Annotated in this window: 16 protein-coding genes; 15 read left to right on the top strand and 1 reads right to left on the bottom strand. The window is 67.6% G+C overall.

Annotated elements, in window-relative coordinates; all coding sequences use genetic code 11:
- The first annotated feature begins 2 nt into the window (after positions 1–2).
- The 12 genes from RI578_RS09645 to RI578_RS09590 all read left to right on the top strand — a co-directional run bounded on the left by RI578_RS09645 (position 3) and on the right by RI578_RS09590 (position 9077).
- Positions 3–896 carry a winged helix-turn-helix transcriptional regulator gene (locus RI578_RS09645; protein ID WP_310870715.1) on the top strand — a complete coding sequence of 298 codons (894 nt, stop codon included), beginning with the start codon at positions 3–5 and terminating at the stop codon, positions 894–896.
- Positions 893–1408 (top strand): hypothetical protein, encoded by a 516-nt coding sequence (locus RI578_RS09640; protein WP_310870714.1) that lies wholly within the window; start codon positions 893–895, stop codon positions 1406–1408. The genes RI578_RS09645 and RI578_RS09640 overlap by 4 nt, the downstream gene beginning before the upstream one ends.
- The gene (locus tag RI578_RS09635; protein WP_310870713.1) at positions 1405–2646 is read left to right on the top strand and encodes an MFS transporter; all 1242 of its coding nucleotides are present in this window, start codon (positions 1405–1407) and stop codon (positions 2644–2646) included. The genes RI578_RS09640 and RI578_RS09635 overlap by 4 nt, the downstream gene beginning before the upstream one ends.
- 40 nt (positions 2647–2686) lie before the next feature.
- The gene (locus RI578_RS09630; RefSeq protein ID WP_310870712.1) at positions 2687–3025 is read left to right on the top strand and encodes a hypothetical protein; all 339 of its coding nucleotides are present in this window, start codon (positions 2687–2689) and stop codon (positions 3023–3025) included.
- A 56-nt stretch (positions 3026–3081) separates the two neighbouring features.
- The gene (locus RI578_RS09625) at positions 3082–4305 is read left to right on the top strand and encodes an ATP-grasp domain-containing protein (RefSeq protein ID WP_310870711.1); all 1224 of its coding nucleotides are present in this window, start codon (positions 3082–3084) and stop codon (positions 4303–4305) included.
- Between the two features lie 41 nt (positions 4306–4346).
- Positions 4347–4754: a DUF317 domain-containing protein gene (locus tag RI578_RS09620; RefSeq protein WP_310870710.1), complete on the top strand. Its 408-nt coding sequence runs from the start codon at positions 4347–4349 to the stop codon at positions 4752–4754.
- A 41-nt stretch (positions 4755–4795) separates the two neighbouring features.
- Positions 4796–5224 (top strand): DUF317 domain-containing protein, encoded by a 429-nt coding sequence (locus tag RI578_RS09615; protein ID WP_310870709.1) that lies wholly within the window; start codon positions 4796–4798, stop codon positions 5222–5224.
- A gap of 34 nt (positions 5225–5258) precedes the next feature.
- Positions 5259–5735, top strand: coding sequence for a hypothetical protein (locus RI578_RS09610; protein ID WP_310870708.1), 477 nt, complete (start codon positions 5259–5261; stop codon positions 5733–5735).
- Between the two features lie 26 nt (positions 5736–5761).
- The gene (locus tag RI578_RS09605; protein ID WP_310870707.1) at positions 5762–6256 is read left to right on the top strand and encodes a hypothetical protein; all 495 of its coding nucleotides are present in this window, start codon (positions 5762–5764) and stop codon (positions 6254–6256) included.
- Between the two features lie 50 nt (positions 6257–6306).
- Positions 6307–7341, top strand: coding sequence for a SpaA isopeptide-forming pilin-related protein (locus RI578_RS09600; protein WP_310870706.1), 1035 nt, complete (start codon positions 6307–6309; stop codon positions 7339–7341).
- A 469-nt stretch (positions 7342–7810) separates the two neighbouring features.
- A complete protein-coding gene (locus RI578_RS09595; protein ID WP_053928727.1) occupies positions 7811–8731 on the top strand; it encodes a hypothetical protein in 921 nt (306 codons plus the stop codon).
- 115 nt (positions 8732–8846) lie between these two features.
- A complete protein-coding gene (locus RI578_RS09590; RefSeq protein WP_310870705.1) occupies positions 8847–9077 on the top strand; it encodes an e9imm peptide in 231 nt (76 codons plus the stop codon).
- Positions 9078–9086: 9 nt separating this feature from the next.
- Here the strand turns inward: RI578_RS09590 and RI578_RS09585 are convergent.
- A protein-coding gene (locus RI578_RS09585; protein ID WP_399059783.1) for an IS5 family transposase occupies positions 9087–10018 on the bottom strand; the annotation gives its coding sequence in 2 pieces (ribosomal slippage) (positions 9087–9683 and positions 9686–10018; 930 coding nt in all).
- Positions 10019–10410: 392 nt separating this feature from the next.
- Here RI578_RS09585 and RI578_RS09580 point away from each other — a divergent pair.
- From RI578_RS09580 to RI578_RS09570, 3 genes are all read left to right on the top strand, one after another.
- Positions 10411–10848: a GFA family protein gene (locus RI578_RS09580; protein WP_310870704.1), complete on the top strand. Its 438-nt coding sequence runs from the start codon at positions 10411–10413 to the stop codon at positions 10846–10848.
- Positions 10849–11299: 451 nt separating this feature from the next.
- A complete protein-coding gene (locus tag RI578_RS09575) occupies positions 11300–13279 on the top strand; it encodes a class I SAM-dependent DNA methyltransferase (RefSeq protein ID WP_310870703.1) in 1980 nt (659 codons plus the stop codon).
- Positions 13276–14550 (top strand): restriction endonuclease subunit S, encoded by a 1275-nt coding sequence (locus RI578_RS09570; RefSeq protein WP_310870702.1) that lies wholly within the window; start codon positions 13276–13278, stop codon positions 14548–14550. Before RI578_RS09575 ends, RI578_RS09570 begins: the two co-directional genes overlap by 4 nt.
- Positions 14551–14552: the final 2 nt, after the last annotated feature.

Raw genomic sequence — 14552 nt, 5'->3', positions numbered from 1 at the left:
CCTTGGCCACCACCGCGCCGCCCCCCTCCGCATCGCACGACCTCTCCGGCGTCACCAAGACCCTGGATCTCCTCGTCCCGCGCTGGAGCGTGTGGGTGCTGATGACCCTCTCCTCGCAGACACTGCGCTACGCCGAGATCAAGCCCCGGCTCCCGTGGCTCGCGGACGGACAGCTCCACCCCCGGCTGCGCCACCTCACCAGCGCCGACGTGGTCGAACGCACGGAGTACGCCCCACGCCACGTCACCTACGGCCTCACCAGCCGCGGCGCCGCGCTGATGCCGGTCCTCGCCACGATCGCGTCCTGGGGCGACACGTATCTGGAGAAGGACACGGTCGCCAACAAGACCACCGGCGAGATGGAGCCCGAGCGGATCCCGCCGGCCCAGAACATCGACGACGCGCTCGCCCTGATCGCGCCGCGGCACGCCACCCCGATCCTGTGGTCCCTGCAGGCCCGGGGCAGCGCGACCGCCAAGACCCTGGCCACCGAAGCCATGCCCGGCTACGGCCTGACCGCCGTCTACAAGCCGCTGGAGCGACTGGCCGCCGACGGCCTCATCACGGCCAGCGGCTCCGGCGACTACCAGCTGTCCGCCAGCGGCCGGGCACTTTCCCCCGTCTTCCAGGCGATCTCCGCCTGGGCCACCGCCCCGCCCGCCGAGACCGATGCCCGCCGACCTCGGGGGCAGGGCCCGGCCCCTTCGCAGAACCGTTCCGGCCCCTGGGCGACCACCCCGTCGCGGCGTACGACACCCGCAGCTCCCGCAGTACGGTCCGCCGGCCCCGCCCTGACCACCACGGCCCCGGACAGCCCGGCGTGGAAGACGGGCGACCTCTTCTCCCACCAGATACCGGCCCGTCCGGTCTCCCCGACAGGAGGCCCGCGCCGATGACCCGCGCCCTGCCCGACAGCCTCCTGCACGAACGCCGCGCCATTCGGACCCTCACCCTGCCGGGCCTGATACGCCTGATCACCGAGATCGACGACAACGGTCCCATCAGCCACCGGCGCGGCAGCCTGCAAGGTGCCTTCGGCGATCTCACTCCCGGGCAACTGCGCCACGCCATCGACACCGCCCGCGCCCTCCACCTGGTCCACTCCGACGAAACGACCCCCGACCGCTACCGGCTCACCGAGAGCGGCGAGGCCCTCGCCGAGGTCTACGACACCGCGGCCCGCTGGGCCCGCGCCCGCCAATTCCCCGCCGTCACCGTCGACTTCGTCACCCGGGTTCAGCACACCCTCCAGCTGCACAGCCGCGACCCGCACCCGAGCGGGCCGACGCCGGAGCCATCGGCACCTCGCAGTGCCCTGACCGACTGGCTGCAGCCCAACCCCCGCGCCCTGGATCACGCCGACGCCCGCTCCTCGCAGGAGCCGGCGGAAGGCGGGCGCGCTGCGTGAGAACCCGTGTCGGACCGCGGCATGCCCGCCGCCCGGTCCCCACCCTGCTGCGCGGCATCTACCTGCCCCGCAGCATGGACGCCGGCGCGTTCGCCATGACCACGTACGGCATCCCCCTGCTGGTGCTCGCCACCACCAACTCCGCCGCACTGACCGGTCTCGCGTTCGCGCTGGAGTGGATCCCGCGCCTCGGCGCTTTCGCTCTCGCCGGGGCGATGACCGACCGCTACGGCACCACCCGCGTCTTCCGCCTCGCCTCCGGGGCACGAGCAGTCGTCGTCCTGGCCGCGGCGCTGGCTCTGCCCGAACTGCAGGGCGGTCTCAGCACCACCATCACGGTCATGGCGCTCGCCGCCCTGACCGGCGTGCTCACAGAGTTCTCCTACATCGCCGCCGAAACCGCGGGCGGCGTGGCCAGCCGAGCGGCCGGCGAGCGTGCCCACCGCGTGCAGTCCGTCCTGCTCGGCATCGACCAGGTCGGCACCCTGGCCGGACCCGCACTCGCCGGCCTGCTCCTGGAGCAGGCCGGGGCATCCGGGATGCTGACCACGATCGCCGCCTTCTCCCTCCTCGCCTGCGCGTTCGCCCCCCGGCAACACGTACCGCAGCGGACTGCCGCCCCGGAGCCGATCCTCAAGGGGCTGCACACCGGCTGGACCACACTCAAGTCGCTCCCCGCGCTGGCCTGGCTGATCACTGGGCTGACCTTGTCGAACCTGGCTGTGGGCCTGCTCCAGGCCGCGGCCCCGGTGATCGTGGTCAAACAGCTCGGACACTCCAGCGCAGACGTCGGCGTGATCTGGTCCGTAGCCGCCGCAGCAACACTGGTCACGGTCGCCGTCTGCCGACGCGCCATCGACCGGTGGGGCCTATGGCCGGTCGGTGCTCTCTCCGCCTCCATCGCCGCCAGCGCCTGCCTGGCTGTCTCACTGACCCACACCTACACCGCGTACCTCGTGCTGATCGCGGTGCTCATGGCCAGCGAGGGCGGCATGACCGTCGTACTGCGCACGCTGCGCTCCCATCTCATCCCCGCCGAGGTGTTCGGCAGCACCCTGGCGTTGACGATCCTCGTCCTCCTGCTGCCCTTTCCGGTGGCCGGCGTCCTCATTGCCGCTGTGCCGCCCACCCTGCTCGGCCACGTGATCACCGGCTGCGCCGTTCTGCAGGCCCTCGGCCTGTTCATCGCCTTCGCGCGCCTGCGCACCCTTCCCGGCCTGCGCGCCTCCCTCGCCTGACCTGCCGGCCGCCCCACCGTTCACCTTGGAGACCCATCCGATGCGCACGACCGACGCCACGGCGACCCAGACCGTACTGCCGGTGTTTCGTCCCTCGCTTCGCGCTGGCTCCCGGCCCACGCTCACCGACCAGTTCCTGGCCTTCGACTGCGAGCACCCCTACGTCTACCGGGCCCTGGAGCGGCTGACCGCCGAACGGATAGCCGCCGGGGCCACCCGCATCGGGCTCAAGGGCCTCTTCGAAGAACTGCGGTGGCGGCTGCCCCAGGGCGTGCGCGGCCTCAACAACAACTACACCGCTTTCTACGCCCGCAAGTTGATCGAGGACCACCCCCACTGGGCTCCCGCCTTCGAGCTGCGCCGCCGCCGCACCCCCTGAACTCCTGCGCGTCACCTCTCAACTACGCCTCAGCTCATCCACTTTGGAGTGCCTCCTTGCTCTCTCGCACCATCCTCGTCACGACGACCTCCGGTCCGGAGGCGCAGGCGTACCGCGGCTACTGTCTCGAAAGCGTCTCCGCGTCCTACGACATCGTGCTGATCACCCCCGGCGAGCCCACGTGGGAAAAGGAATTCATCAGCGACTTCGAGATCGCCGACCCCGACGACGCCGAGGCGCTCGCCCAGGCCGGTCGGGCCCTGGCCGACCGCCACCAGCTGGCTGGCGTAGCGACGTGGACCGAGTGGTACCTCACCCAGACCGCCCGCCTCGCACGCCGGCTCGGCCTGCCCACGAACAGCCCGGAGGTGATGGAGGCGGCCCGCAACAAGGCCACCGCCCGCACCTTGTTCGCCCGGCACGGAGTCCCCTCGGCCTCCTCCATGACCGCAGGCACACTGCTGGAGGCAGCGCTTGCCGCCGAGACCATCGGCTACCCCATCGTCCTCAAGCCCGCTGCCCGCGCCGCCAGCATCGGCGTCATCCGCGTGGACCGCGTGGAGGAACTGCCAGCCTGCTTCGAGTTCGCCTCGGCGGGAGCGCGCGACGGTATCGAAAGCACCCACGTCCTGGTGGAGGAATTCCTCGACGGCCCGGAAGTGAGCGTCGAGTGCGTCACGCACCGCGGCCACACCACGGCGGTCGCCGTCACCCGCAAGACCCTCGGCGACCCGCCGTTCTTCGAAGAGGTCGCCCACTGCGTCGACGCGGCCGACCCACTGCTCGCCCAGGTCGCCCCCGTCGCCGCGGCAGCCGTCAAGGCGCTCGGCATCACCGACGGCGTCCAGCACGTCGAGATGCGCCTGGTGAACGGGCGCCCGCGCCTGGTCGAGGTCAACGCCCGCCTGGGCGGCGACATGATCGGCCACCTCGTGCGCCTGGCCACCGGCGTCGACCTGCCCCGCGCCGCCGCTGACGTGGCCTGCGGACTGGCTCCCGACCTCACTTCGACACGCAGCCGGGCGGCGGCGATCCGGCTGGTCTACCCCGCTTACTCCGGCACCCTCACCGAGCGCCGCCTCGACGACGACTTCCCCTGGCTCGAGCGCGTCAGCTTCCAGCGGGAAGTCGGTGACCGCCTCGTCCTGCCGCAGGACGGCGGAGACATGTTCACCGCCCGCATCGGCTACCTGATCACCACCGGCGCCAACGCCGCAGACGCGCAGGCCCGCTCCACCGAGGCGTACCGGCACCTGGCCGTCCAGGTCACCCCCGCCTAGAGCCTGGCCGCGCGCCCGCCCCGACCCTCCCGGATGTCCAATTGACCGATCCCGACCTCGACATCGACGGCGATGTCTACGTCTTCCCCCGCTACCTGGCCGGTACCACCGGCATCGGCGACCCTGCCCTTGAGCCCTTGATGCAGCTCGGCTGGGAGCTGACCCACGACGACCTCGGCAACGCCTACCTCAACGCCCCCGACCACAAGGTCCGTCTCGGCTTCCTGCCCGAAGGCGACGACGACGGACTGTGGCGTATCAACGCCTATGCGGATCGCTTCGGGCCGCCCGCCTGGGGCGTCAGCTTCAACGACAGCTGCCCCACCGAGTTCGTCACCGCCTTCACCACGGCCCTGGCCCAGGCATACCAGGACGGGACCGAGCACTACCTCGCCCAGCCCGACCCCACGGACCCGAACTCGCCGCCTTCAACGCGGTCGCCCCTCTGATCAACCGCGGCTGGCAGATCCAGCATCCACGGTGGGGTGTGATGGAACTGCAGACCCCGGACGGGATGGCCGGCCTGGAATACGCCACCGGCCGGCTCGACGCGGAGAGGGAACTCACCACGCTGGAGGCCCGCTGGTACATGTGGGGCGGCCCGAAGAACGGATACGCCCGCTGGTACGCCACCGCCTCCACCAACACCCCGACGCCGCTGGTGAAGGCCATCACCCAGAGCGTGTCCGACCCCGCGCCGCTGCCGCGCTGGAAGGACTTCCTGTCGCGCGGACTGCGTGATCACGCCCAGCTCGTGCCCGTCACACCGCCGCCGCCCCCGGTGCCCACACCCCTCGACGTCCACCGCACCGCGCCGAGACGGCGTCCCGCACTCACCACGCGCAGCGTCCCGCGCTGGAGCACCACCACGACCCCTTCAGCGCTCCTGCCCGCCCGTCCCTCCAGCCCGCGCCGCTGACCTGCCAGATCGCCCACTTTGCCTGTGAGGTCATGTGCCCCTTCACGCACAGCAGTTCTTCGATGACGTCCTCGAACTGTCCTTCTACCAGTACGCCATCGTCGGCGACGCCCTGTACGCAGCCCCGCAGCCAAACTCGGAGCTGCGGCTGTGCATCGGATTCGCCCCGACCATCCGCCACGGCGAGTACGACGGACTGCGCCTTCGTGTCGTCCACCCCGAGCAGGGTGTCCTCGACACCGCGATCCTTCGCTTCGCCGATCACGGCACCTTTGAACGCCGCGACACCGCCCGCGGGCTCGTGGCCGGCCGCGACGGCTACGCCGTCATCCGGGACTGGCATGCAAACAGCAGTCAGCCGCCGTGGCACGGCGCGGACGGCACGGGGCTGCGCACCGCGATCGAGCAGTACGCCCACGTCTGGTTCCCGGAGCGTGCCGTGTCCCGACGGCCAGCCCGACCGGTCGCCCAGCCCACACCCACCACCGCGTTTTCGCCCCGCAGCCGCTGACCACCCACCTCGCCACGGAGTTCCGGATGTCCCCGCCCCGATGGTTCCCCTCGCACCGACAGCCACCGCCGGCCACCGCGGTCTCTGGCCCGCCTCCGCCGTCGGGCCCGAACGGATTCTGGATCACGGATCCTGCGTTCCGTGACCGGCTGCACAGCGCGACACTGACCCTCCTCGACATCGTCGAGGACTGTCTGAACGATGACGACGTCCCGCTTACCGAAGTCCTCGGCGGTGCCCGCGACCACGCCGAGCACATGCTCGGTGTCCCCAGCACCTACGGCGTCCTGGTCGAAGCCGAGGCCGCAGCGCAGATCGTGCAGGCCGCCGGCATCGAGGCAGGCTCCCCCTTCGGTCTGGCCATCGCCCAGGGCCTGTCCGGCATCGAGCAGCTGCCCGTACAGCAGCAACAGCAGCTCGTCCGTGCCGCAGCCCGCAGATACGCGATCACCGCGCCTTCCCGTCCACCGGCCGCCCCGGCGACAGCATCTCCGTGTCCGGCGCCTGGCCGCTCCCGCTGAATCACCACCCTGCTCCATCAATCGCACGTGTTCCCTTGGAGAGTCCCTACTTGCGCATCCGCTCCGTTCGCACCCTTCCAGCTGCTGTGGCCGTCGCCGCCACCATGACCGGCAGCCTGTCCTGGGCGCCGACCGCCTCGGCTCAGAGTCCCGAGCCCACCCCGTCCGCTTCCGCGTCCTCGACTCCGAAGAGCGCGGCCGAGACGGAGTCCGGCGGTGTGGCCATCCTGAAGAAGGACCCCGGCGGCGACGTCCTCGCCGGGGCGGCCTTCACTCTCTTCGACTCCGCGGGGAAGGAGGCCGCCAGCGGCAAGACCAACGCCCAGGGACAGCTCGCCCTGCAGGACCTCGCTCCCGGGGTCTACCGTCTCAAGGAGATCTCCAGCGGCAGCCCGTTGCATGACACTGTCGACGACCAGGACGTGATCGTCACTCCCGGCGCCGACACGCCCCTGACGATCGTGGATCCGTTCAAGGACGCCTCGGTCCTGCTGAAGGCCAAGGACGACAAGACCGGCAAGCTGCTGGCCGGGTCCACGGTCAACATCGGCAGCGGCGACAAGACCCTCCTGACGCTGACCACCGGCTCCGACGGCACGGCAAGCGGCAAGCTGCCCCTCAATTCCCGTACCAGCGGCGACTTCTGGGTCAAGCAAGTCAAGGCGCCCGACGGCTACGAGATCTACAAGCCGTCGAAGGCGTTCAAGGCCAAGCCGGACGATCCCGTGACGGTGACCGTCACCAACGCCAAGACCGCCACCACCCCGCCGCCCACGGAGAAGCCCACCGACAAGCCGAGCGACAAGCCCACCGACAAGCCGAGTGACCGGCCCACGCCGGACAAGCCCGGCAAGGACGAGGGCACCCCGGCCCCGTCGGCTTCGGCTTCGGCCACGGACACCCCGACCACCGACGAGACCGCGTCGAGCACCGCGGCCCCCACCCCTGCGGGCTCGCTCGCGCACACCGGCGCGGACGCCACCCCGTGGATGATCGGCGGCGCCGGAGTGCTGATCGCCGCCGGCGGAGGCGCCCTCTACGCGGCCCGCCGACGTCGTAGGGACGACTCCACCGACGAGAAGTAACCTCTCCCGCCACACCGCTGAAGGCCCCCGGAATCAGGATGATTCCGGCGGCCTTTGCGTGGGTGCGTAGGACGGGCAGGCCGAACGGCTCGCATCCAGTGCTCTACCCGATCGCGCTGCCCCGGTTCTGGAGGGCGTCCGCTCAGGTCAGCACGAGGAAACAGACATGTGGACCAGTTGGAGGAGCTCGCGGACCAGCCCGCCGGCCAACGTGGCGGAAGCGGCGTAGAGCGCGGCTTGCCCAAGGCCCTCGACAAGACGGTGGCGGGCGCGACGCCGCTTTGGGGCCGGGCGGTGCGTACGGTGGGTCATGACGGTCTCCGTTCAGGGGATGAGTCGGCTGCCCCCGCACCGCGTGTTCCTGGCAGGGATACGGTGCGAGGCGCAGTTTCTGCTGGTCCCAAGCCTTATGGCTGACGTGCGTTGAATGCAGCTCCCGGGGCTTGAATCTCGATGTAAGTTCGGTGCCATGAACGGGAATCGGGCCATCACGTGGGTCGAGGGAACTTCGGCCGATCTGGTCGCCGACGCGCTCGCGCTGGGCGTGAAAGCCAGTCCCCGGATGGTGACCTCCTGGGTCGAGGACGGCATGCTGGCCAATCCCGAGCCGCGTAAGACCTGCGCGCACGGCAGCGATCCGCGGGTGTTCCCGCCCGAGCAACGCGAGTTGTTCACCAGACTTCTCGGGGCCCGAGAGCGCTCCCCGCTGGGGCGCATCCCGCAACGCTCCCTGATCCGTGTCGTGCTGTACCTGTGGCTGATCGACGACGCGATCGTGTTCACGTCGCAGGCGCGCCGTGCCTGGCGCACGCATGCGCGCGCCACGGGCCAGACGACCGCCGTCCGGCGAAGCCAGAACGTCCGTGCCATCGTCGAGCAACTTGCCCACCCGTCAGCCACTCTCAAGCAACGGCGCGCTGCCCAGCTCGTCCTTGAGGAGGGCGAGCGGACCGGGCGGATCGAAATCGACAGACTGACCTCGGTCCTCACGGAGTTGTACTCGCCCTGGCCAGTCCAGCCGGGTATGCCGAGGATCGAACGAGCCCTTCCCGGCCCGTTCGGGCCGGTCTCCGTCCAGCACCACATCGCCATCTGGAAGGCTCGTCAGCAAACAGTCCGCCGCCTCCGGCACGAGGAGATCGACGAAACCGAACTCGATCGGGTGCGCGCCGTCTACAGACCGATGTGGGCCGACTACCAGGCCCGCCGGCCCGCCATGGCGACCATCGGCGGCGGAGAGTTCGCGGCGTACTTCGCAGAGCCCGCCACCATGGAGGGCCGCGCGATCGAGGCGGTCGATGCCTTCGTGGGAACCCTCGCAGGCGAACTTGGGCTGATTGAAGCCGCGTCCCGTGCTGCAGAGACGGCACGCCTCAGACTGACGCGCTGACGGTCACCGTGGCCGCTTCACCGCTTCACCACCGCCCGGCTGTCCCACGACCTCCACCTAGGACCTGTCCGGGCGATCACACGTCCCGATACGGTGGCTGCGGCGGAGGGACCTGATGAGTGCAGTGGAGATGAGCCGTGCGGAGGCGGTCACGCTTGTGCAGCGGATCATGGATGTGGGCTGCGCCTCCGACGACGAGGTGGCCGGCTGGCTGGACAGGCTCGACAAAGCCCTCGCCTGCCCGTCCGGTCACGTCAGTGACTTGATCTTCTGGCCGCCGGAGGGGGACCTTTCGGCTGATGAGGTGGTCGATCAGGCCCTGGCGTACCGGCCGATCGTTTTGTGAGGCCGGGGCTCAACTCCGAAGCCAGATCAGCAGAGCTGCGGTGGTTACGGTGCCGAGGAAGACGTAGCCGCGCTTGTCATAGCGAGTGGCGACGGCCCGGGACTGCTTCAGCCTGTTGATCGTCCGCTCCACGGTGTTGCGCTTCTTGTACCGCTCTTCGTCGAAACCGGGTGGCCGTCCGCCGCGCGAGCCTTTGCGTAGGCGGGCGGCCTGGCTGTCGGTCTTCTCCGGGATCGCGTGCCGGATGCCCCGGCGCCGCAGGTACTCACGGCACGGGCCGTTGCTGTATCCCTTGTCCGCCGCAAGGCTGTCGGGCTTCGTGCGGGGCCGACCCGGACCGACCCGCGGAACGCGGATCTTCGCCAGCACCGTCTGGAACTGGGTGCAGTCCGCCCGCTGCCCTGCGGTGACGACCAGGGACAGCGGACGGCAGCGGCCGTCGGCGCTCAGGTGGAGTTTGCTGGTGAACCCGCCCCGCGAGCGGCCCAGGCCCTCACCTCCTGCACCACCTCCACCAGACGGGCGAGGAGGCTCTGCCACGGTGTTTCGGGCTGATGTTCGCCTTCTTCGGCCCCCTTTGACGCGGGTGCCGGCGGCGGATCGATGCGGGCACCGGCCGCGTGCTGGTGAGCCCGCACGATGGTGGAGTCGACCGAGATGTCCCAGTCGATCTCGCCGGCGGCGTCCGCGGCGGCCTGGACCTGCTGCAGCAGACGCTCCCACGTGCCGTCGGCCGACCACTGCCGATGCCGTTCGTAGACGGTCTTCCAGGGGCCGAACCGCTCTGGAAGATCCCGCCACTGCACTCCGGTCCGAACTCGGTGCAGGATCCCGTCGATCACCTGCCGGTGATCCCGCCACCGGCCACAACGTCCGTTGCTGACCGGCAGGAACGGCCGCAGCCGTTCCCACTCGGCATCCGTCAAGTCGCCCCGCCCCATGCCTGACACAACGAGACATCAGTCAGACAGTCACATGATCGGGCGGACAAGTCCTAGGCGGCTCGACGGCCGTGACAGACCACGGCCGGAGCCCAGGAGGCATTTTCTCTTGTCAGATTCCCGGGCTGTTGTACATGGGCTGGCACTGTGCGTTCGGGTGGGAGTTTCCGGAATCGACTTGGTGGACAATGGACGGCGCCGTCAGGTCCCCAGCCCGACCTGCTGCCCGGCATTCCGCCGATGACGGACGGCCGTTCTCGCATTTGAATGAACACGCGGCACCTGAACATGCGGACCCACCAGTCGCAGGGCCGTACCAATAGCGGCCTGGCGATCATAGAACCGATGACACGCTGAGGGCCTAACTTGCCGAAAAGCACGGGAGTCACCTTATGAACACCAGTCCCACCGCCGAAGCCCAGGGAGCCGAACCAGCCGAAAAACGTACCGGCGGTTGTCTGTGCGGCCGTATCCGCTTCACCACTCGAGGTCCGGCTGTCTTCCCCCACACCTGCTTCTGCCGCCACTGTCAAAGGCTTGGCGGCTCGCCGGTGATGTGGTGGGTGGGATTTGAGACAGTCACCTGGACCGGTGAGGGCGGCGAGCCGACCTGGTACGAGACCTTCGAAGGCAAGGCGAAACGCGGCTTCTGCCCGACCTGCGGCAGCCGCCTTGCCGCGATCGATAGCGACATCCCGGAGATTGGCATCAACGTCACCGCTCTCGACGACACCTGCGGCCCAGACCTCGAGCCGATCCACGCGTCCTTCCGAGGCAACGCCGTGCACTGGCTGCCACCGGTGCCGGAGACCGAGCAAAGGGCCGGCTGACCGACCGCGCATTGGTCGGCGACACCACCTGCTGTAGCGATGCCCATCCACCGGATTGAACGGGCACCCCACGACGGTCTGCTGTAGACCACGCACTGCTCGCGCGGGGACAGGGTGGCCGGGTAGATCCTCCAGGCGGGCCGCTCCAGGTCCACTTTGTCCAGATTGATCTACGGCGGCCCGGCGGGTTCCTGGATCTCGACAGCAGCCAGAGATTAGCGGGCTCCGCCCGCCGCCGCGGCCCGATCGGCAGCCAGCGGGGCGCAGGGGGCAGTAGCGGTCAGTTGTCGTCCCAACCAGTCGTCGTGCCGCCGAAGTAGGGTCAGCCCATCTTCTGTAACGGGGCCGGTGCTGTCAGTGGCACCATTTACATTTTGGTGTGCAGACCAGCACCGTCACTGGTCAGTCTCTCAGCGGGTGCCTTGCATCCGTGCTAGGAAGGACAACTTAAGTGGTCGACCTGCAGAAGGACGTCTGGGCCGTCGCCGACACGCTGCGCGGGGTCTATGCCCGCAACAAGGCAGGTGACGTCATCCTGCCTATGACGATCTTGCGGCGCCTGGAGTGCGTCATGGCGCCCCACCGCGCCCAGGTTGCCGCGATCGTTGCTCAGCAGCCGAACGAGACGCTGCGTGTGAAGATGATCAAGTCTTTCACTGGCGGTGTGAAGTTCTATAACACGACGACGCACACCCTGGCCACGGTGTACGACTCTGGCGACGACATGGCCGACAACCTGCTCGAGTACGTGCGCGGGTTTAGCAAGGACATCGACGTATTTGCGAACTTCCACCTGCCCCAGCACATTGAGCGGATGAGGAAGGGCGGCATCCTCGCCACGATCGTCCGCCAGTTCCGCGACCTCGACCTATCTCCCGAGACTGTGCCGAACTCCAAGATGGGCGAGCTGTTCGAGCACCTCATCTACATGGACTTCGAGTCGTCCAACGCTGAGTCCGGTGATCACTACACACCCCGCGATGCGATCAACCTGCTTGTCGACTTGCTGTTCGCCGAGGATGACAACGCGCTGGCCGGCGACGCCATCCGCAGCATTTACGACCCCACCGTCGGCACCGGCGGCATGCTCAGCGTGGCAGAGGAGCACCTGCAGCGCATGAACCTGGATGCGGAGCTACTCCTGTACGGGCAGGAACTGCGATCTGAGTCGTACGCCATGTGCCGCTCCGACATGCTCGCCAAGGGCCAGAATCCCCAGAACATCGTGCTGGGCAACACCCTGACCAACGACCTGTTCCCTGATGACAGCTTCAACTACATCCTCTCCAATCCGCCCTACGGCGTGGACTGGAAGAACATCGCGGAGGACGTGGAGAAGGAGCATAAGAGGGGCTTTAGCGGTCGCTTCGGGGCTGGTCTGCCCCCGACCTCTGATGGCGCCCTGCTGTTCGTGCAACACGCGATCGCCAAGATGAGCCCCCCTGACGGCCAGGACGGCGGCGCCCGCGCCGGTATCGTTCTGAACGGTTCTCCGCTGTTCTCTGGCGGTGCCGGGAGCGGCTCCAGCAATATCCGGGGATGGTTGCTGGAAAACGACCTGGTCGAAGCCATCGTCGCCCTCCCGAACGACATGTTTTACAACACCGGAATTCCCACGTACCTATGGATCTTCGACAACAAAAAGCACCGTGAGCGCAAAGGGAAAATGCAGCTCATCGACGCCACCGCCCTGGGCGTCAAGATGCGTCCGTCGTTGGGCTCCAAGCGCATTGAGATTGACGAGGCCGCCCGTAAGCGCGTGCTCCAGCAGTACGCGGACATGGAGTCCTCGGACACCTCCAAGATCTTCGAGAATCTCGATTTCGCCTCTTGGCAGATTACCGTCGAGCGGCCCCTGCGCCGGAACTTCGAGACAACCCCCGAGCGTGTCGTCCTCGTTCAGGAGCACAAGGGACTCGGTAACATCGATGGCCTCATCGGCGCCCTGAACTCCTTCAACGGGGGCCAGTACCTCAATCGTGAGGACTTCCTTAACGACTTGGGTAAGCACCTCGGTTCCCGTGGTATTAGCCTGACCTCCGCCCAGCGCAAGACCCTATGGCAGATCCTCGGTGAGCGAGATGAGAATGCCGACATCTGCCGATTCCAGTCCGGCAAGAACAAGGGGAAGCCAGAGCCCGACGCCTCCCTGCGTGATACCGAGAACATCCCCTTCGGCTGGAACGGGTACCCCAAGAGCCACGACGCCAAGGATGCCACTATCAAGGCGTACTTCGATGCGGAGGTAAAGCCGCATTTCGGGGACGCCTGGCTCGACCACACCAAGACCAAGGTGGGCTACGAGATTCCCTTCCCCCTCCATTTCTACAAGTATGTCCCCCCGCGCACCCTTTCTGAGATCGATGCCGACCTCGACGATTCCCTGCAGGAGATTCTCGGCCTGCTGCGCAAGGTGGAGGAAGGCAAGTGAGCACCCCTCTTCCCTGGGGAGACACCCAGAAGCCGTGGGCATTCGGTCAGGTCAAGCATCTGGGCAGCGTCACCCTGGGCAAGATGCTTCAGGCGAAAGACACCGGTCAAGACGTCTTGGCTCCGTACATGAGGGCGGCCAACGTCCAGCCCGACGGTGTGCTCTCGCTGGACGACGTTAAGAAAATGTGGTTCTCGCCCGGTGAGCTGAACAGTCTCAGCCTTCGGCAGGGCGACGTCGTTGTGGTCGAGGGCGGACAGGGTGGTTTCGGCCGTGCCGCGTACGTCGGTGAAGACCTCGACGGATGGGGGTTCCAGAACTCGATCAACCGAATCAGGTCGAGCGCTGATAGTGACGGGCGATTTCTTGCGTACTACCTGATCGCCCTGCGTGCAACGGGGTTCATCCGAAGGTATTGCAACATCGTCTCCATGCCGCATCTGACGGCCGAGAAGCTGGCCGCCATTCCCCTCCCGCTCCCATCAGGTCTCGAGCAATGCGCCATCGCCGATCACCTGGATCGGGAAACGATGGAGATCGACAGCCTTATCGCTGCGCAAGAGCGATTCGTAAGGCGGTTGCACGAAAGGCGGGACGGGCTTGTCGAGCACCACATTCTGCGAGGTGTTGACCCACTCCACGTTGGGACCCAGTCTCCCGTTCCGTTCCTTCCCGTCGGACGCAATTACGAGGTTGTGCTCGGGAAGATGCTTGACGCCGGTAAGGAGGTTCGTCCCACCGACAAGATGCTCCCGTACGTTCGGGCAGCGAACATCCAGGACTCAGGACTTGCACTCGAAGACGTTAGGGAAATGCCGTACTCGCCTTCCGAAATTCGGCGACTCGACTTGCGTGCAGGAGACGTCCTAGTGGTTGAGGGCGGTTCAGTCGGAACCAGCGTCGTTCTCGGTGAGGACATGCCTGGCTGGTCGTTCCAGAAGACTGTGAACCGGGCGCGTCCCACGGGTCAGGTAGACCCTCGGTTCCTGGCCTACACGCTCCGGATCTATCGGGACCGAGGGATTATCAGCGTCCTCGGTAACAAGTCGACGATTGCTCATTTCACCGCTGAGAAATTGCGAGCTCTTCGCATTCCTTCCCCGCCTCTCGCCGACCAGCGTCAGATCGCAGATCACCTGGACCGGGAGACGGCGAAGATCAACAAATTGATCGCGGAGACACGGCGACACATGGGACTCGCGAAGGAGCGTCGTATCGCGCTCGTCACAGCGGCCGTGACCGGACAGATCGACATCATGAAGGGGGCCTGAGC

This window comes from Streptomyces sp. BB1-1-1, from assembly GCF_031597775.1.
Classification (GTDB): domain Bacteria; phylum Actinomycetota; class Actinomycetes; order Streptomycetales; family Streptomycetaceae; genus Streptomyces; species Streptomyces thinghirensis.
This window is presented reverse-complemented; position numbering and strand designations above follow the sequence as displayed.